This window comes from Corynebacterium sp. HS2168-gen11 (genome assembly GCF_024834075.1).
Taxonomy (GTDB): Bacteria; Actinomycetota; Actinomycetes; order Mycobacteriales; family Mycobacteriaceae; genus Corynebacterium.
This window is the reverse complement of record NZ_JANUXR010000002.1, coordinates 61301-80135: the sequence shown is the minus strand read 5'-3', so window position 1 is coordinate 80135 and position 18835 is coordinate 61301. Positions and strand designations below refer to the sequence as shown.

The window sequence follows — 18835 nt, the reverse complement described above, 5'->3', positions numbered from 1 at the left end:
ACGATATATCCACAGCCTGCACGCATGGGTGACCAGAGCGTGTAGGTCTTGGTGTCGAACATTGCTACACTATGTGGCATGCAATCATGGCCTTTTCCACATATTCCTGAGATTCCAGGCAATCCTATTGCGCTGAGCTTGTTCGATACTGCTGACGGCGTTGTGAAGCCAGTTGAAGTTCTCGACGGTCATGCCGGTATGTATGTCTGCGGGATTACTCCGTACGATTCCACCCACCTTGGCCATGCCGCAACATATTTAAGTTTCGACCTGATCAATCGCGTGCTTCGCGATAATCAAGTTGAGGTGACGTATATCCAAAACGTCACCGATGTTGACGATCCTTTGTTTGAACGTGCTGCACGTGATGGCGTCGATTGGCAAGCTCTTGGCACAAGTCAGATCGATTTGTTCCGTAGTGACATGGAAGCGTTACAGGTCATTCCGCCATCAGAATATGTTGGTGCGATCGAGGCTATCCCTGAGGTCATCGAGTTAGTAGAAAAGCTTTTCGACGCCGAAAAGGCATATGTTCTCGAGGATCCTAATTATCCAGATGTATATGCCCCGATTACTGCAACCACACAATTTGGCTACGAGTCGAATTATTCACGCGGGTTGATGGAAACCTTATTCGCTGAACGCGGTGGCGATCCAACACGCGCTGGGAAACGTGATTGCCTTGATGCACTTGTGTGGCGGCAAGCTCGTCCAGGTGAACCATCGTGGCCATCACCATTTGGGCAAGGACGCCCTGGCTGGCATATTGAATGTGCCGCCATTGCGTCGAAACGCCTTGGTAGTCATTTCGCTATTCAAGGTGGCGGTGCTGATCTGCGCTTCCCACACCATGAATTTTCTGCGGCACATATCGAAGCAGCATATAGCAGTCCACGCATGGCCCATCACTATGTACACGCCGGCATGATCGCGTATGAAGGCACGAAAATGTCTAAATCGTTGGGCAATTTAGTCTTCGTTTCCAAGTTGCGCGCTGCAGGGCATGAAGCAAATGCTATTCGTTTAGGGTTATTTGCTGGTCATTATCGTGCGCAACGTGAGTGGACTGCAGAGGTTCTCACACAAGCCGAACAACGCTTGGCATTGTGGCGGCAAGCAATTTCGGTGGCGAGTTCTTTTGAAGCTGCTGAAGAACTTGTTCAGCAGATTCGCACATTACTTGCCAATGATCTGCAAACACCAGCAGTATTACAAGCTGTTGATAAGTGGGCAGCTCAAGTACCAGTTTCGTCTGGAAATGTCTCACATCAGGCAGGTCAGCTTGTCCAACGTGCATTGCATGCCTTATTAGGAGTTGAGCTATGAGTATTGTTGAGCAATTTACCCCACAGGTAGAACGTTTTATTGCTGATCTTGAATTATTTGCCTCGGGTGGATATTTACGCGATGGGGAAGATGCTTATTGGGATCAGCCGTTTCCGCCAACAGCATTGCCTGAATTGCGTCAATTGCTCCTCGATTATCTCGAAACTGTTGCAGGTTATCAAACATACGATTCTGAAATCGCGTTAGGTTCGATTATTGCGCTCTATGATCAGCTTGAGGCGTTTAACGAACAATACCAATGGTCAGTGATTGAGCCAGAAGAAGAAGCAGATATTCAAGCGCTCCTGGTAGAAGTCTGGCAAGCGCGCAGATTGCCTGAAATATTCTTACAGGCGATTCCGCTGTTGTCGGAAAGAGATGAGTGAAACTTTTTTCACAAGGTAGTAATCACTGTAGTATCACGCCACTATCGGAGATGTTCTGTAATAAACATCTCCGATATTTTGTGTTGTGGCCATCATGATTGAGTCTGAATGTATGTTGTTGGTTTCGTTCAAGAAATACTAAGTCACGATTCTTGCTGCCCATAGCAATAAAAAACCGTTGAAAGCACTATCAAAAGATCCAACTGCATATGCTCCTAAACAGTGCAAATTTTGCTCCCTATCACAGCTATGGCTATAAAAGTGAAATTTTTAGAACCTATAGTGTCCTATACCTGAGATTACTAGGCCAAACATTCTCAAGAAGCTAATGCCTTTGAGCAGGTAGAAGTGCTCGGATTAGCACCTGCAGTATATACAGCTACCCTGTCAGTTTCGACATTGCCACAAAAAGATGAACACCTTTGAACCGGACAATCCTTTGCCCGACTTTCTCAATGACTTGCACACGAATTAGTGATTTCGCTACTGAAGATAGTCGCGTACAAATTATTGCAAAGTTTTGTCGATGCTGTTACAGCTACCAGAACGTACGCTTGCGTGTGATCACCATATGCTCGGCACTATGTATCTTGGCAATCCACTACTTGATAACACCACTCATCCTGGAATTGTGTTGGGCACTTCTACACTACAAGCACCTGTAATAGGGCATAGTAGCGCGCAAAGACCAACCATTCCTTGCATTGATTATTGTTTGCAAGATGATTGTGCTTGCGCTACTTCTGTCTCACATGCACGGCATTCTAGTAGGCAACGCTGTGGAATTCACGTGATAGATTTTTCACTCAGACTATCCACGAGCTATTGATCCTCAAGCTGCTGAATATCTCCCGCAGTGGATAAATCAGCACCGTAAGCAGGATTGATAAGCATTAAAGCCTGAGCTTGTATTAAGCTCTACGGCCGGATTGCTACTGCAGTGCACACTAGCAACCGTGTAGGATAAGGAGGTACTGCGCATACTACGTTTTTCAGTATGCGCAATAGTTTTAGTCAAATGCACCAACTTTCATGCACAGGATAATCATGGAACTATCTTTTTTATTACAAAACCCACTCATGATGGCAGCTATCGTGCTTATTGGTGGTTTTATCATCTTTAAGATCGTGACCAACATGATTCGCCGTTTTATTTCTTTGCTCATTCTTGTGAGCATTCTCGGTGCGAATCACTATTATGGTATTACCGATCAGCTCCGTTCCTTACTCTCCTAAGGACAAAATTGAATATATCGAATCAGCAACATCAAACGCTTGCCGCAGTTGCCTGGGATATGGATGGCACCTTATTAAACTCTGAACCAATTTGGGAACGCATCACCTACGAATTAAGTGAATCCTTAGGCAAACGCTTAACACCGGAATTACAAGCCAAAACTGTAGGCGGATCGTTTCGCAACACTGTTGCCATTGCAGCCCACCATGCTGGGGTAGTGCTTACAGAAACTGAATTTGAGGACATCCAGCGCGAGTGTTATACCAAGCTTGCAACGCGGCTGCCATATTCAAAAATTTTTCCAGGGATTCGTTCCTGCCTGCAGTCATTACGTGAGGCAAAGATTCCCATCGCAGTGGTGACCAATACTGCCCGCGAGCTTGCAATTCCTGCATTACGTGGGCTTGGTGTTGAGCTTTTCGACGCGATTGTCTGTGGTGATGATATCAGCGTCGGCAAGCCAAATCCGCTGGGCTATCAAACAGCGTGTGCACATCTTTCTGTCTTGCCCTCAACGGTGTTGGTGTTCGAAGATTCTCAAGCAGGAATGGCAGCAGGTCTTGCTGCAGGCTGTCGAGTGCTCGCAGCACCTGGAGCACAACTGCCTCTTCCGCAAGAGGTACATGCCATGCCGCAAGCCAGCTTTGTAGGAGTCACAGCTCCGCAAATTCAACAATGGTTTGCAGAATTATCAACCCAGTCCCACACGTAAAACGTTCATAGCACTTTATATGACACCCCGTAATAGGGGTACTTTTTGGGCCAGAAGCAGAAAATTGCAATATTTCCCCTGAATATTAAGGAAAATAAGGGGTACTCGCACAAAGGTATGCCATAAATACATTCGCTGACGTACGCTAGGTACTGTTCACTGCTGTTGCTTGGTTATTCGCCAAGCATCTCAACGGGAGGGATGGTACACACCCCATGACAAAACAGTCTAAAAAAACTAGCGCACACACCCCTACAACTGCTACAACTGGCGAAATGCGTACCGAGGTTGATCTTCTCGGCAGCATGGAAGTATCAAATGCCCATTATTACGGCATTCACACCATGCGCGCAATGGAAAATTTCCAAATTTCAGGAACCACTATCAATAACATTCCTGAGTTTATTCGCGGCATGGTGTATGTAAAGAAAGCTGCAGCGATGGCGAATCGACGCTTACATACATTGCCGGCTTTCAAAAGTGATGCCATTATCTGGGCGTGTGATCAAATTCTTGAACACGGCCGATGCATGGATCAATTCCCAATTGATGTGTTCCAGGGTGGTGCGGGTACCTCGTTGAATATGAACACCAACGAGGTTATTGCGAACCTTGCGCTGGAGCATCTCGGCAAACAAAAAGGTGACTATGACACCATTAATCCAAATGATGATGTCAATATGTCGCAATCTACCAATGACGCGTACCCAACAGGATTCCGGCTCGGTGTTTACCACAGTGTACTCAGGCTCATTGATCAAATTGATGCATTGCAGCAATCATTCCACCATAAATCCACAGAGTTTATGGATATCTTGAAGATGGGACGTACCCAGTTACAAGATGCAGTTCCAATGACATTGGGCGAAGAATTTAACGCTTTCGCCCATAATCTTGCAGAAGAACAGCATATTCTACGTGATGCAGCAGAACGACTGTTGGAAATTAATCTGGGTGCTACTGCAATTGGCACGGGGCTTAATACTCCTGCAGGGTATCGTCATCAAGTTACCGCTGCATTGGCTGAAGTCACTGGTTTGTCAATTAAATCAGCAGCAGATCTGATCGAAGCAACTTCTGATACTGGCGCTTACGTATTCGTACATTCTGCAGTTAAACGTACCGCCATGAAATTATCGAAGATCTGTAATGATTTACGTCTGCTTTCCTCTGGCCCAACCGCTGGTCTGCACGAAATTAATTTGCCTGAGCGTCAAGCAGGTTCGTCGATTATGCCGGCAAAAGTTAATCCGGTGATTCCTGAAGTTGTGAATCAGGTTTGCTTTAAGGTGTTCGGTAATGATTTCACCGTACTGATGGCAGCCGAAGCTGGACAATTACAGCTAAATGTCATGGAACCAGCAATTGGCCAAGCCCTGTTTGAGTCTTTGACAATCTTGGGTAATGCTGCTGATACGCTGCGAGAAAAATGCGTGGATGGTATTACTGCCAATGCCGATGTATGCCGAAAGTATGTAGAAAACTCCATCGGTATTGTCACGTATCTGAATCCATTTATCGGTCACCATAATGGCGATCTAATTGGTAAAGAAGCTGCTCGCACCGGAAAGTCCGTCAAAGAATTGGTACTGGAAAAAGGCTTGATGGATGAACAGACCTTGAATCAGGTGTTATCGAAAGAAAATCTGATGCACCCGGTATTCCGAGGTACCTTGTATCTTGATACATAGCACAGCTGACGTCGCACACATTATGCGATAACTATTTTCAACAGGGCAAAGTTATGATACTTTGCCCTTGTTTCTATTAGTCTTAACATCGTAGGCCGATACACCGGTGCAGTCTTCCACCCAATTTCCCAAGGAGAATATGTCCGTGAATACCGACGTTGCTATTGCCCAAGCACACGAACTCGAACCAATGCCAACGATTATCGAGCGTGCTGGCCTCCCAGCAGAGGCAAGTGTGCCGTTTGGCCATAGCAAAGCAAAAATCGACATTACGCGTGCAACAGCTGCACCTCAAGGCAAGTTAATCTTGGTCACTGGTATGTCACCGACACCAGCTGGCGAAGGCAAATCTACCGTGCTCATCGGGCTTGCCGACGCACTGCGCAATACCGGTAAATCAACCCTTGTCGCACTTCGCGAGCCTTCCTTAGGCCCTGTCTTTGGTATCAAAGGTGGCGCAGCCGGCGGTGGTTACTCCCAGGTCGTGCCAATGGAAGATATTAACTTGCATTTCACTGGCGATTTCCACGCAATTACCTCCGCTAATAATATGCTGGCGGCACTCCTGGATAACCACATCCACCAAGGCAATGCATTAAATATCGATCCACGCCGAATTTCATGGCAACGTTGCCTTGATGTCAATGACCGCAGCTTGCGTCATGTCGTTACAGGCCTCGGTGGCACGACACATGGCACACCAACTGAAACTGGTTTTACCATTACAGCAGCTAGTGAAATCATGGCAGTGTTGTGCCTAGCGTCATCATTAGAAGATTTACAAGATCGCCTCTCCCGGATGGTGGTGGCCCAAAGCTACGAAGGTAAGGCAATTACCGCTGGAGATCTTGGTGCCGAAGGTGCATTAACCGCGCTACTACGTGAGGCGATTAATCCGAATATGGTGCAAACCTTAGGTGGTACACCAGCATTTGTCCACGGTGGCCCATTTGCCAATATTGCGCATGGTTGCAACTCTTTGATTGCGACCAAAACTGCCCTTGGCTACGCCGATCTGGTTGTCACAGAAGCCGGGTTTGGCTCTGATTTAGGTGCCGAAAAATTCTTTGATATTAAAGCCCGCGCCGGTGAACTCGATGTTGCAGGCTGCGTGATTGTGGCAACCATTCGCTCCTTGAAGTACAACGGTGGCCTTCCAAAAGATCAGCTCACTGAAGAACATCTCACAGCCCTTGCTGCAGGTATTGTCAATCTTGAGCGCCATGTCACCAATATTCGCAAATTCGGTATCGAACCAGTAGTGGCCTTGAATTTCTTTACCTCTGATACCGAAGCAGAACTGGCGTGGATGCAAAACTGGGCTGATACCTTTGGTGTCGCGTTAGAAGTGGTGGAAGTTTGGGCCAAAGGTGGCGAAGGTGCAACACAACTCGCCCAAACCGTGCTGGCTAACCTTCATGAAGGCCAATCCCGCTCACTGTATGACACCAAGCACGGCATCAAAGCCTCTATTCACACCATTGCCACCGAAATCTATGGAGCACAAGAGGTTGCATGGTCGAAGCAAGCACTCCAAGATCTGGCCTATATGCAAGAAAATGGTTGGGACAATCTACCAGTCTGTATTTCGAAAAACCAGTACTCCTTCAGCGATGATCCAAAGGCATTAGGAGCAGTCACCGGTCATACACTGCACGTACGACAACTGCTGCCACGTATCGGTGCAGGCTTTATCGTTGCATTAACTGGTGATGTGATGACTATGCCTGGTCTTCCAAAGAAACCAGCAGCTGATGCAATCGGTGTCACTGACGGCAAGATCGTTGGTTTGTTCTAAGCTGCATAAGTTTTATTCCTGCTGTTGCGAGCCTGAGGCTGACTCGGGCTCGCAACAGCAGGAACACAGCTGGCACTTTCACCCCGGCGCGACTTTCACCACCGCTAGGTGCAAGCAGCACGCAGCGAGTTTAGGTCAGCGCAATATTTTCTGGAAACGCTGGAGGAGTACCCCCAAACTCAGGGCATAAGGCTTGGTGGCTACACCAACCACACAACACACCTTTTTTCGTCGTAAAGCGTTGGGCAGCAATATCGGCCTGAATCTGCTGCCACAATTCGCCTAACTCACGCTCGCATGCTTCCAGGTCTTCTCGATAGGGCTGAGAATACAAAGAATCTTGCGCTGGTAAATACATCAAACGTGTCTGATTCGGAATCACCCCATATAAACGCCACCAGACCAATGCATAAAACCGCATCTGAAACTCTGCACTCTGACTATATTGCGGCTTAGGTTTCTTTCCGGTTTTATAGTCAACCACGCGTACTTCACCAGTTGGCGCAATATCAACACGATCAATAAAACCTTTCACTGGCACACCATTAGGCAGTACAGTCTCAATAAATTTTTCATTCGCGTAGGCATCAAAGCCTTGCGGGTTTTCCATATAAAAATAATTTTTCAGCAGCTCACGGCATTCCACCAAAAAATCCAAGAGGTCTTCCTCAGGCACAAGTTCAACGTATTCAGGATTCTTGAGCTGCAATTTCGCCCAGGTTGGCTTCAATAGTTTCACCACCGCAGGATAGGTACGCTCCTCACGTAGCCAGCCATACATCTGCTCTAAACACGCATGTACCAAAATACCTTTGACCTGCGCGCGCGTTGGTTCTTCCGGTAATCGATCTAAGGCTCGAAACCGATACAGCAATGGACACTGACGATAATCAGCAACACGAGACGGAGAAAGCGCAATATTCATAGCATCCAAGCATATCTGACCTACACTAGAAGTCATGATTCAAAACTTCATTGACTATCTCGCGCAGTCACCAAGTTCCTACCACGCCGCCCATGCTGGTGCGGCATTGCTCGCTGCCAATGGCTTCCAAGCACAACACGAAGACCAACCTTGGGATGCCACCCCAGGCGGGCACTATATGATCAAAAATGGCGCCTTATTAGCCTGGTATATCCCAACCACCTTGCAACACTTATCATCATTTCGCATCATCGGAGCACATACCGACTCCCCAGGCTTCAAACTAAAATTCAACGGCGACCGCACCGGCGCAGGTTTCCAGCAAGCAGGCGTCGAAGTTTATGGTGGCCCAATTCTTCCATCCTGGTTCGATCGCGAATTAAGCCTCGCTGGTAGTCTCGCGCTTGCCGACGGCACCACCGCGTTAGTGCACACCGAATCACTGTTACGCATCCCGCACCTGGCAATTCATTTAGATCGCAGCGCCAATGATACCTTCAGCATTGATCGGCAACGCCATCTCCAACCAATTTTTGCGGTAAACAACCCTGAAACTTCGATTCTCGAAATTGTTGCGGCAGCAGCAGGGGTACAACCAGGTGATATTCTGGCGCACGATCTGATTACGGTTCCAACCGAACCAGCTCAAACCTTCGGCCATAAGCAGGAGTTTTTAGCTGCAGCACGCCTTGATAACCTCAGCTCCGTATACCCAGGGCTCCAAGCAATGATCCAGGCAAAGCACACCTACGAGAGCCAGAACATCGATTCCAATGATTGCTTGGTTTTAGCGTGCTTCGACCATGAAGAAGTCGGTTCTGCTTCTGCAACCGGTGCAGGCGGCCCACTACTTGAAAATCTCTTGACTCGCACTGCAACAGCCCTTGGTGCAACTAGCGATGAACTGCACCAAATTTTTGCTCGTTCCTCCTGTGTCTCCGCCGATGCTGCGCATTCGATCCATCCAAATTATCCAGATCGTCACGACAGCGAAAACTTCCCACTGCTTGGTCAAGGACCAGCGCTGAAAATCAATGCGAATCAGCGCTACGCATCAACTGCTCAAACCGAAGCCCTGTGGATCCAAGCATGTCGTCGCGCCGGGGTGGAAACGCAAGTGTTTGTGGGTAATAATGCAGTGCCATGTGGCTCAACTATTGGCCCGATTTCTTCGACACGTCTTGGCATTGAGACTGTTGATGTTGGTATTCCTTTGTTAAGCATGCATTCTGCACGCGAGATGTGTCATGTTTCCGATCTGGTAGCGTTCACTGCTTGCCTGCACTCCTATCTGGTAGCGTAGATACACATGGCTTATTCCGGACCTTTTCAACCAGGCGATCGTGTACAACTGACTGATCCGAAGCGTCGTCACGCAACTATTGTGCTTGAGGCAGGCGCCTCGTATTTCACTCATAAGGGTGCCATCCATCACGACGATATTATCGGCAATGACGAAGGCACTGTGGTCAAGTCGGAGCAAGGATATGAGTATCTGTGTTTCCGCCACTTACTTGTTGATCACGTGTTGTCTATGCCACGTGGTGCAGCGGTGATTTATCCGAAAGACTCAGCACAAATCTTGACCGAAGGCGATATTTTTCCAGGGGCACGAGTACTTGAAGCTGGTGCAGGCTCAGGTGCGCTCTCAATGTCCTTGCTGCGTGCAGTAGGCGAGAAGGGTGAAGTATTTTCCTACGAAATTCGGGAAGATCACCTCGAATTTGCTGAGTCCAATGTGGATCAATATTTCCAAGGACGTCCAGCAAATTGGCATCCACGTTTAGGCGATCTCAAAGAGGTTACCGTTGCTGACCTCGGTGGCCCAGTTGATCGTATTATTCTTGACATGCTTGCACCATGGGAGTGCTTGGAAACCTGTAAGGATTTGCTGCAGCCAGGTGGTGTGCTGATGACCTATGTGGCAACCGTGCCGCAGTTAATGAAGGTTATGGAAGGCATTCGTGAGCAAAAGTGTTTCACTGAGCCACGCGCGTGGGAATCTTTAGTGCGTGAATGGCGTGTGGAAGGCCTTGCCACCCGACCAGAACATCGCATGAATGCGCATACCGCATTTTTGGTATGGACTCGCAGGCTGGCTGATGGTGTGACGCCACCACGTCCACAGCGCCGCGCACGCAAGTAATTTTCACATTGCAGATTCACAACACATGCGACAGTGCCTTTTGACTTGTCAAAGGACACTGTCGCATACGTGTGACAAGACTGGCGAGCTTGCAGCACATGGATACTATTGCGGCAGTGCGCTTGTACAGAGTCGTGGCATGCTTTCAGTTGCCTGTCTGCATGATCCCAATATAGGGACGCAAGTATGGTCATAGGATCACACGGTGTGCCAATGATCCACAGCAAGTACTATGGCATATACACTGATCTCCATGATGGCAATCGTTCTCGAAACCATCCCATATGGTTACACCAACGCTTGGACCACCCAAAAGAGTAGGGCTTCCTACTGTCTATAACTTCATCTAGGTTTTACTAGTGGTTTGACCCAACAGTGTGCCGTTTATGCTGGCAATGCTGTAGGTGAAACATTTCTTCAGCTATCGGTTGCGATGCACATGCGTCGAAAATCGAAGTTGGCATACGCAAAGGTATACAACGACAGATGCAATCTTCTGCAGAAACCTCTCGCTTAGAACAAGCAAACGCGCAGCTTGCTGCCCGCAATCAAAAATTGGCAGAACTGCTGCGTGCTTCACGCGAACAGTTGGCACAATTATCTGCCCAAGTAGAACAGCTTGCCACTCCGCCTTCCACATATGGCACCTTATTAGAGTGGTCGCCAGTAACCAACACAGCAGAAGTCTTTACCGCACAACGGCATATGCGCTTAACTGTTGCACCTGGAGTTGCAACTGAATTGATGCACCCTGGAGTCCAGGTTCGCATTGGCGAGAATTTACACATTGTAGAAGTCACGGGCTATTCTCACACCGGACATTTAGCCACGCTTCTTGAGCTTATCGACGATAAGCGTGGTGTCATTGCTGATCATAATGGGGAAGAGTACGTCGTCAAGCTTGCGGCTTCTGTCACAACCGCCCAAACCAGACAACCACGTGCAGGCGATACTGTCTTGGTAGATACCAAGGCTGGCTATATCTTTGAAGTGATCCCAAAAACTGAGATCCAACGTCTTGCATTAGAAGAAGTTCCGACTGTTTCCTATGCCGATATTGGCGGCTTGCACACTCAAATTGAGCAGATTCAAGATGCTGTCGAACTGCCATTTTTACATCCAGACTTATATCGCACCTATGATTTGCACCCACCCAAGGGTGTGCTCTTATACGGCCCTCCAGGTTGTGGAAAAACCTTAATTGCCAAGGCTGTTGCGCATTCGCTCGCACAACGGATTGGCTTAGAAAGCCGCAGCTATTTTATTAATGTCAAAGGCCCTGAGTTATTAAATAAATACGTAGGTGAAACGGAACGACGCATTCGTATGATTTTTGAACGGGCGCGAGAATTAGCTGAAGATGGGCGCCCGGTCATTATCTTTTTTGATGAAATGGAATCGATTTTCCGTACTCGTGGTTCGGGTGTGTCTTCGGATATGGAAACCACCGTCGTACCGCAGTTATTAACTGAAATTGATGGCGTCGAACGTTTAAGCAATGTCATCGTTATCGGTGCTACCAACCGCGAAGAACTGATCGATCCGGCAATTTTGCGCCCAGGACGCTTGGACATCAAGATTCGTATTGAGCGTCCTACGAAGTACCAAGCTGTGGATATTTTTGCAAAGCATCTGCGCGACTCATTACCAACTGCCGCCCCCGCAGCTCAGCTTATTGCTGGAGTAGTGGACTATATGTATGCCGATCGTCCATACGTAGAATTAACGCTGCTTGATGGAAGTCTGGAGATTTTGCATTACCGTGATTTCATCTCTGGTGCAATGATCGCCAATATTGTTGATCGTGCCAAGAAATTTGCCATCAAAGCGCATCTGGAAGGTGATGCATCTGGCATTACTGAACGTCGCTTGCAGCAGGCGGTTGATGCTGAATATCGCGAAAGCGAAGATATGCCAAATACTACCAATCCTGAAGAGTGGAGTCGTATTATAGGTCGCCATGGCCTCAACGTTCGCCATGTAAGAGTGATAGGAACAAGCACACCATGAGCCGGATTATAGGAACCGAAACCGAATACGGTATTGCCACTCCAACTGATCCCACCATATCGCCAATTATTACCTCAACGCATGCAGTAGTTGCGTTTGGCCGCCTGGAACAACACTCAGCCGGTACGAGGTGGGATTATGCCTCGGAACATCCATTGCGTGACCAGCGTGGTTTTGATTTAAAACGCTATCAACATGTGCCAGTGGTCGCCGCTGATGCTTTAGGTGTAGCAAATGTGATGCTAGCTAACGGTGGACGTTTGTATGTTGATCATGCGCATCCTGAGTACTCCTCACCTGAAACAGATTCGCCTTATCAAGCAATGGTTTATGACCAAGCAGGGGATCTTGTGATGCAACGCGCAGTAAGTTTAGTTGCGGAATTAACTCAGGCGAATCAGTCTATTTTGCAGCATCATGACCCGTGCCCGGCATTAAAGATTTATAAAAATAATGTCGATGGTAAAGGTGCAAGTTACGGTAGCCACGAAAACTATTTGTACCACCGCAGCACCGATTTCGATCGTTTAGCCCAAGCATTAATTCCGCTATTTGTCACGCGCCAAGTCATCATCGGTGCAGGACGCTGGGGCAAAGGTCAAGCTGGGGAAGTCGCAGGGTTCCAAATTTCGCAGCGAGCAGATTATATTGAGCAAGAAATTTCCCTCGAAACTACCCTCAATCGAGGCATTATCAACACTCGCGACGAGCCACACGCCAACGCAGATCAGTACGGCCGCCTCCATGTGATCATTGGCGACGCGAACATGTCACAAACCTCCATACTCTTAAAACTTGGAATCACGTCCTTAGTCTTAGACGCCATTGAAGCTGGAGTAGATTTTTCTGATCTTGCGCTTATCGACGCCGTCAGCGAGGTCGCAGCAGTGTCCTATGATCTTTCGTTATCCCACAAACTCACATTACGCGATGGTCGGATGTTAACTGCTCTTGAAATACTCACTGAGTATTATCATCGCGTGACACCAGATGAACAGGTATATCCGCTGTGGGGCGAAATTATGCAGTTGCTTGCCACCAAAGGATTCCAAGGATGTGCTGATCGCCTCGATTGGTGTGCAAAATGGTCACTGATTTCGCACTATATTGAGCAAGGAGTGGCAGAAACCGACCCGAAATTAGCCTTAATCGATCTTCAATATGCCGATATTGATCCGGCTAAGAGTTTGTATCACGCCCTTGTGCGCAATAATCGTATGCGCACACTTGCCACACCTGATGAGATTGCGCAGGCAGCATTTCATCCCCCCACAAATACCCGCGCGTACTTTCGAGGACGTATCATACTTGAGAAGCATGTGCGCGTAGAAAGTGCCAGCTGGGAAAGTGTTGTCATCGATGGTGTACGAGTGATGCTTTCAGATCCGTATGCGTTTACCCTCACTGACGTGGCAGATGTGCTCGATCACTATGAATCAGGGGCACAACTTCTCCAGCACTTAGAGCAGAAAGGTATGTGAGTGATTATGGGAACATTTCAAGTACACGGTGGCGGTAATTCCGATGACGCTGAATTGCCAGAGGTCGTCAGTGCCGGACTGTCTCAATTGCACACCACTGGTGTAGATGATTTATTAGATGAAATTGATGGCTTGTTGGAAAACAACGCTGAAGAATTTGTCCGTTCATATGTACAAAAAGGTGGCGAATAGATGTTTGTCCGGCGGATCATGGGCATTGAGACTGAATACGGTTTGACATATACCCACACTGGGCAACATCGCAATGTCAATACTGATGAATTAGCTCGTGTTATGTTCCGCCCTGTATTAGAGCAATGGCAAAGCTCAAATATTTTCACCATCAATGGCTCACGCTTGTACTTAGATGTTGGTTCACATCCAGAAATTGCAACAGCTGAGTGCGATTCATTAAGCCAGCTTCTGGCATATGAACAAGCTGGTGACCGGATCGTCGAAACGCTCGCGCGACAGGCAGAAGAAACCCTCAAAGCCGATGGGCTTCCGGGTACGGTATATGTACTAAAGAATAATCTCGACTCAGTGGGCAATTCTTATGGGTGTCATGAGAATTATTTGGTCGGGCGCGAGGTTGTGTTAAAAACTCTCGGCAAAGCATTATTGCCGTTTTTAATTACTCGACAGCTCATTTGCGGCGCAGGATCGGTCAAAGATGGAAGCTTCCAGCTTTCCCAGCGTGCCGATCATGTGTGGGAAGGTGTTTCGAGTGCAACCACACGATCTCGGCCAATTATTAATACCCGTGATGAACCACATGCTGATTCTCATAAATACCGTAGACTGCATGTCATTGTTGGCGATACCAATGTCGCGCAGCCATCCTTTGCCCTGAAGGTAGGAGCAACCTGTTTGGTATTGGAAATGATTGAAGCAGGGTTTGAACTGCCAGAATATCCACTGGACAAAGATATTCGAGCAATTCAAGATATTTCCCGCGATCGTACTGGATCAGCAGTGCTCACGCTTCAAGATGGTCGAACAGTCACTGCACTAGAAGTCCAACGCGGGTATCTTGCTGCAGCAACACGATGGTTACAGCAACGTCCAGATGGCCAAGGGACCTCAAACGCTGAAATGGCAAAAGTTATTGAACTTTGGCAACGCACACTTGAGGCAATCGAAACTGATCATCTAAGTTTGATTGACCGCGACATTGATTGGGCAATCAAGCTGCAATTATTGCGGCGTTATCAACAGCGACTTGGGGTGGATCCGACAGATTTTTCGCATCCAAAATTAGCGCAAATCGACTTGGCGTATCACGATATCCGACCACAGCGTGGCTTAGCATCCGTGCTGCAAGCTAAAGGATTGATCAATACGTGGATTGCAGAAGAAGCTGTTACCCACGCAATCAATCATCCGCCGGCAACGACTCGTGCGGCGTTACGAGGCGCGTTTATTCAACGTGCACGAGAGCTTGGAGTCGACTATTCCGCGGACTGGTTACGAGTAAAAATCATTCGCCCAGAGCCACAAATTGTGGAAATGGGAGATCCGTTCCTTGCTGTGGACTCACGTGTTGAGGCATTACTCGCGACAATGGAGGCACATACTCATGGCTAGTATCGATCAACTCGATCGTCTCACGAATCTCACTTTTGCATTTCTTAATACTGCAACACAGGGTGAACAGTATTTAACTGTTGAAAGTATTAAGAAAAAAGTACCAGGCTATGCGTGTGATCAACATGGACAGCAACGTACCGATAGCGCGATTAATCGTCTCATCCATCGAGATGTGGCAAAACTGGTATCCACTGGTGTGCCTATTGAAACGCTTCGCAATGGCACCACCTTATCGTGGCAACTCGATGCTCAAGAATATCCTCTGCCAGCGGTGCAGTTTACACAGGCTGAGGCCACAGTTTTGCGATTAGCCGGAAAGTTCGGAACGGTCGGTGAATTAGCCACATTTGCGCGTTCTGGATGGATGAAACTGGCAGCTTCCGGAGCGACAGCACAACTTGGCACACAGCTTGAGGTTCAAAGTCGCAGCGATATTGATGAGGTCAGTAGCACAGATCTTGAACTAATTGTTCAAGCTTGTCGGAAGCACCAGCGATTAGGGTTCTATTTTCAGCGCACGGTCGCAGCTGATCTCGAGCCTCGCTGGATGGATCCATGGGGTCTTATTACCTACCAAGAACGTGTCTATCTCGTCGGTTTCGATTTAGAACGCCAAGCACCGCGCACATTTCGATATATCAAGTTATCGGATTTTGAAGCTTACGATGCTGATGATGAATTTTTCCAACAGTATGGCCCATTCCACCTTCCTCCTGACAATACTTCTTTGCACAGCTATGTCATCGCACAGCTGCAACGCAATGAACAACGAATCACCGCAGTAGTCAGGATTCAAGATGGCCACGGCGCAGAACTTCGCGCCAAAGCCACTATGCAAGAAGATGATCGCTATACGCTTGTCGACGTTGATGCGAACTGGTTGAAACGTCAAGCGCTCATCCTTGCCCCTGCAGTTGTTGTTCTTGAACCAGAAGATCTCCGCAATGATATTCGCGCGATCTTTGCTCATCTTGCTGCTGAGGAGCTGTGATGCATAAAGATTATTTAGATATTGTGCACATGCTAAATCTTTTGCCATATTTCCGACAGCATCCACATCGCGATGTGTTGGAAGTAGCAGAAGATTTAGGACTACCACGACGTCGCGTGATGCAATATCTCGAGCGATTACACTGCTGCGGAGTTGGACAGTATCACGATGAGCTAGTCGATTGGATTGATACCGGTCGGACAATTACCGTTTTAGAAGACCAAGGTATGAATCGTCCAATTCGTTTAACCACTACCGAAGCGAATGCCTTATTGCTTGTGTTAGAGCAGCTGCGTGGATATGCAGGATTAGTCGATAAAAAAGCTGTTATCAGCGCTGCACAAAAGATTCGTGAGATCTTGCCGCATAATGAAATCGCAGTGGCGGACTCTATCGAAGACGACGATCCGCACGCTGCGAAACTAGAAGTATGCATGCAAGCGCTCCAGTCAGGCATGCAACTGCGTTTTTCGTACTACTCCCGTACAAAAGATACGGTGAGTGACAAAACTGTGTCGATCATACGATTATTTCGCCATGATCGTCACGAATACGTTGCAGCATTTGATCATCACGTGGCAGAAAAACGTACGTTCAGAATTGAGTATATGCAAGATCTAGAAGTGCTCACCGTTGCTGCGGATATACCGCGAGATGCTACAGCTTATGACGCAACAGATCCATTTGGGTTACAACAGGCAACCGAACACGCCAAGATTTTCGTCCGTCCAGCCTCTGCTTGGTTGATCTCAACTATCCCAACTATTGATTACACAGTCTATGAAGATGGCAGCGTGGAAGCAGTGCTCTCGCTGGTCTCGACTTCGTGGTTGGAGCAACTTGTGTTAGCACATGGTGGCGATATTACGGTCTTAGAACCACGAAACTTCGTCCAATCGGTGCGTAATCGGGCGGCAACGGCATTAAAGGCGTATGATGATAGGAAATAAATAAGACATCAGACAAGTCTGATTTCAAACGTGTCTGATGGTTATTTCTTGTTACTATTGGCATTAGCAACTTCAAGTTTTTGTATCGTGAAAGGACCGTGACCCTCATGTCCCTAGGACCACTCGAGCTCGGTATTATCTTCGTACTTATCATTTTGCTTTTCGGCGCAAAGAAGCTCCCTGATGCAGCTCGTTCCCTGGGCCGCTCGATGCGTATCTTCAAGTCCGAAGTCAAAGAGATGAGCAACGACGATAAGCGCTTCGAAGAGCAGCAGCGTGCACTCCAGCAACAGCAGCAGCAAATCACGCCTTCGCCGATTACTCCGGTACAACAACCAGTTGTTGAATCTATCGATCCTCATACTCCAGGCCAGCCAAATCAGCTGTAGGCCGTATAAAGCTGTATAGCTTTGATTATGAGCACATCACCTGCTTCTCTCACGACTGAGCGGAAACGTTTTCAACGCTTCCGTCAGAACGCTAATCCAGATGGCACGATGACGCTTGTTGAGCACTTGAAAGAGTTGCGTCGACGTGTGATTATCTCCGTCATCTGGTTAGTCATCGCCACAATCATAGGGTTTATTTGGTATCAAACTGAACTGTTTGGTCTCAAAAGTCTTGGTGAGATCCTGCGTGGCCCATATTGTGAGCTTCCTCCGGATAAGCGTGCAGTACTCACACTCGATGGGGAATGTCGTTTGATTGCAACCACACCTTTTGACATGTTGCTGCTGCGCCTCAAAGTCGGCGCACTTGCAGGAACAGTCTTGGCTTCACCTGTGTGGTTGTATCAAATTTGGGGTTTTATTACTCCAGGTTTAAAAGCCAATGAACGCAAGTGGACGGTAGCATTCGTGTTTACCGCTGTGTTCTTATTCGTGCTTGGAGCAGTTCTGGCCTACGTCGTTGTGGCCTATGGCTTGGAATTCTTATTGACCATCGGTGGTGAAGCACAAGTTGCAACATTATCTGGTGCACAGTATTTCAACTTCATCTTGGGTCTGCTAGTCATCTTCGGCGTCAGTTTTGAAGTACCCCTTGTGATCATGATGCTCAACGTGGTGGAAATTTTGACCTATGACTACATCAAAGATAAACGTCGCATCATTATTTTGATCATGTTTATTTTTGCTGCAGTTATGACTCCTGGCCAAGATCCATTCTCAATGCTAGCGTTGGCATTAAGTTTGACTGTGTTAATGGAAATTGCAGCACAGTTTTGTCGTATCAACGACAAACGTCGCAATATTTCACGACCAGCATGGATGGATCTCGATGACGAAGCATCAACACCGTTGGAATCTACCCCTGAAAGACTTGAGCCAACCACCAGCTTTGTGCCAACTGCTGAAGCATTAGACACCACAGAGGCCCGCCAAAACTACTTTGACGACATTATTTAGTTGTTTTAGAAACCTCGAATACACACGTCTCGACAACGCGAGTACCTTCTTCGTATCAACGGAAAGTACTCGCGTTGTTTGCGTTTAGTACGGTTGTTCTCGTGGATCAATTACAACTGTGAACATATCAAGCAGGTTGCGCATCTGTCCTGCACAGATCTTAGGTATTGGTGGTTATTTTTGATT

17 protein-coding genes are annotated in these 18835 nt (G+C 47.7%); 16 read left to right on the top strand and 1 reads right to left on the bottom strand.

Features of this window, described 5'->3' with window-relative positions; genetic code table 11:
• Window positions 1–78 precede the first annotated feature (78 nt).
• From mshC to NXS99_RS01680, 6 genes are all read left to right on the top strand, one after another.
• The gene (gene mshC / locus NXS99_RS01705) at window positions 79–1326 is read left to right on the top strand and encodes a cysteine--1-D-myo-inosityl 2-amino-2-deoxy-alpha-D-glucopyranoside ligase (protein WP_259286949.1); all 1248 of its coding nucleotides are present in this window, start codon (window positions 79–81) and stop codon (window positions 1324–1326) included.
• Entirely contained in the window at window positions 1323–1712 is a 390-nt protein-coding gene (locus NXS99_RS01700; RefSeq protein ID WP_259286948.1) for a hypothetical protein, read from the top strand. Before mshC ends, NXS99_RS01700 begins: the two co-directional genes overlap by 4 nt.
• 1047 nt (window positions 1713–2759) lie before the next feature.
• Window positions 2760–2948 carry a hypothetical protein gene (locus tag NXS99_RS01695; protein ID WP_259286947.1) on the top strand — a complete coding sequence of 63 codons (189 nt, stop codon included), beginning with the start codon at window positions 2760–2762 and terminating at the stop codon, window positions 2946–2948.
• A gap of 8 nt (window positions 2949–2956) precedes the next feature.
• A complete protein-coding gene (locus NXS99_RS01690) occupies window positions 2957–3661 on the top strand; it encodes an HAD family phosphatase (RefSeq protein WP_259286946.1) in 705 nt (234 codons plus the stop codon).
• A gap of 275 nt (window positions 3662–3936) precedes the next feature.
• Window positions 3937–5352, top strand: a complete 1416-nt coding sequence (aspA, locus tag NXS99_RS01685) for an aspartate ammonia-lyase (protein ID WP_259287108.1) — start codon at window positions 3937–3939, stop codon at window positions 5350–5352.
• Between the two features lie 145 nt (window positions 5353–5497).
• Window positions 5498–7150: a formate--tetrahydrofolate ligase gene (locus tag NXS99_RS01680; protein WP_259286945.1), complete on the top strand. Its 1653-nt coding sequence runs from the start codon at window positions 5498–5500 to the stop codon at window positions 7148–7150.
• Between the two features lie 130 nt (window positions 7151–7280).
• Here the strand turns inward: NXS99_RS01680 and NXS99_RS01675 are convergent, their stop codons facing one another.
• Window positions 7281–8111: a RecB family exonuclease gene (locus NXS99_RS01675; protein WP_396124793.1), complete on the bottom strand. Its 831-nt coding sequence runs from the start codon at window positions 8109–8111 to the stop codon at window positions 7281–7283.
• Between NXS99_RS01675 and NXS99_RS01670 the strand changes: the two genes are divergently transcribed.
• From NXS99_RS01670 to tatC, 10 genes are all read left to right on the top strand, one after another.
• Complete coding sequence (locus NXS99_RS01670; protein WP_259286943.1) at window positions 8110–9378, top strand: M18 family aminopeptidase; 1269 nt, start codon at window positions 8110–8112, stop codon at window positions 9376–9378. The genes NXS99_RS01675 and NXS99_RS01670 overlap by 2 nt on opposite strands.
• A gap of 6 nt (window positions 9379–9384) precedes the next feature.
• A complete protein-coding gene (locus tag NXS99_RS01665) occupies window positions 9385–10221 on the top strand; it encodes a tRNA (adenine-N1)-methyltransferase (protein WP_259286942.1) in 837 nt (278 codons plus the stop codon).
• A gap of 486 nt (window positions 10222–10707) precedes the next feature.
• Window positions 10708–12231 carry a proteasome ATPase gene (gene arc / locus NXS99_RS01660; protein WP_259286941.1) on the top strand — a complete coding sequence of 508 codons (1524 nt, stop codon included), beginning with the start codon at window positions 10708–10710 and terminating at the stop codon, window positions 12229–12231.
• The gene (gene dop, locus NXS99_RS01655) at window positions 12228–13712 is read left to right on the top strand and encodes a depupylase/deamidase Dop (RefSeq protein ID WP_259286940.1); all 1485 of its coding nucleotides are present in this window, start codon (window positions 12228–12230) and stop codon (window positions 13710–13712) included. Before arc ends, dop begins: the two co-directional genes overlap by 4 nt.
• Before the next feature lie 6 nt (window positions 13713–13718).
• Window positions 13719–13904, top strand: a complete 186-nt coding sequence (locus NXS99_RS01650; protein ID WP_259286939.1) for a ubiquitin-like protein Pup — start codon at window positions 13719–13721, stop codon at window positions 13902–13904.
• A complete protein-coding gene (pafA, locus tag NXS99_RS01645) occupies window positions 13905–15299 on the top strand; it encodes a Pup--protein ligase (RefSeq protein WP_259286938.1) in 1395 nt (464 codons plus the stop codon).
• On the top strand, window positions 15292–16293 hold the full coding sequence (locus tag NXS99_RS01640) for a YafY family protein (RefSeq protein WP_259286937.1): 1002 nt from the start codon (window positions 15292–15294) through the stop codon (window positions 16291–16293). Before pafA ends, NXS99_RS01640 begins: the two co-directional genes overlap by 8 nt.
• Complete coding sequence (locus NXS99_RS01635) at window positions 16293–17243, top strand: YafY family protein (protein ID WP_259286936.1); 951 nt, start codon at window positions 16293–16295, stop codon at window positions 17241–17243. The genes NXS99_RS01640 and NXS99_RS01635 overlap by 1 nt, the downstream gene beginning before the upstream one ends.
• Window positions 17244–17350: 107 nt before the next feature.
• Window positions 17351–17632, top strand: a complete 282-nt coding sequence (gene tatA / locus NXS99_RS01630) for a Sec-independent protein translocase subunit TatA (RefSeq protein ID WP_259286935.1) — start codon at window positions 17351–17353, stop codon at window positions 17630–17632.
• Window positions 17633–17740: 108 nt separating this feature from the next.
• On the top strand, window positions 17741–18649 hold the full coding sequence (gene tatC / locus NXS99_RS01625; RefSeq protein ID WP_259287107.1) for a twin-arginine translocase subunit TatC: 909 nt from the start codon (window positions 17741–17743) through the stop codon (window positions 18647–18649).
• Window positions 18650–18835 lie beyond the last annotated feature (186 nt).

Bases quoted from the DNA above. Each gene is read 5' to 3' on its own strand.
- mshC (WP_259286949.1), top strand. From the start codon at position 79: ATGCAATCATGGCCTTTTCCACATATTCCTGAGATTCCAGGCAATCCT.
- NXS99_RS01700 (WP_259286948.1), top strand. From the start codon at position 1,323: ATGAGTATTGTTGAGCAATTTACCCCACAGGTAGAACGTTTTATTGCT.
- NXS99_RS01695 (WP_259286947.1), top strand. From the start codon at position 2,760: ATGGAACTATCTTTTTTATTACAAAACCCACTCATGATGGCAGCTATC.
- aspA (WP_259287108.1), top strand. From the start codon at position 3,937: ATGCGTACCGAGGTTGATCTTCTCGGCAGCATGGAAGTATCAAATGCC.
- NXS99_RS01670 (WP_259286943.1), top strand. From the start codon at position 8,110: ATGATTCAAAACTTCATTGACTATCTCGCGCAGTCACCAAGTTCCTAC.
- NXS99_RS01675 (WP_396124793.1), bottom strand. From the start codon at position 8,111: ATGACTTCTAGTGTAGGTCAGATATGCTTGGATGCTATGAATATTGCG.
- NXS99_RS01665 (WP_259286942.1), top strand. From the start codon at position 9,385: ATGGCTTATTCCGGACCTTTTCAACCAGGCGATCGTGTACAACTGACT.
- arc (WP_259286941.1), top strand. From the start codon at position 10,708: ATGCAATCTTCTGCAGAAACCTCTCGCTTAGAACAAGCAAACGCGCAG.
- dop (WP_259286940.1), top strand. From the start codon at position 12,228: ATGAGCCGGATTATAGGAACCGAAACCGAATACGGTATTGCCACTCCA.
- NXS99_RS01650 (WP_259286939.1), top strand. From the start codon at position 13,719: ATGGGAACATTTCAAGTACACGGTGGCGGTAATTCCGATGACGCTGAA.
- pafA (WP_259286938.1), top strand. From the start codon at position 13,905: ATGTTTGTCCGGCGGATCATGGGCATTGAGACTGAATACGGTTTGACA.
- NXS99_RS01640 (WP_259286937.1), top strand. From the start codon at position 15,292: ATGGCTAGTATCGATCAACTCGATCGTCTCACGAATCTCACTTTTGCA.
- NXS99_RS01635 (WP_259286936.1), top strand. From the start codon at position 16,293: ATGCATAAAGATTATTTAGATATTGTGCACATGCTAAATCTTTTGCCA.
- tatA (WP_259286935.1), top strand. From the start codon at position 17,351: ATGTCCCTAGGACCACTCGAGCTCGGTATTATCTTCGTACTTATCATT.
- tatC (WP_259287107.1), top strand. From the start codon at position 17,741: ATGACGCTTGTTGAGCACTTGAAAGAGTTGCGTCGACGTGTGATTATC.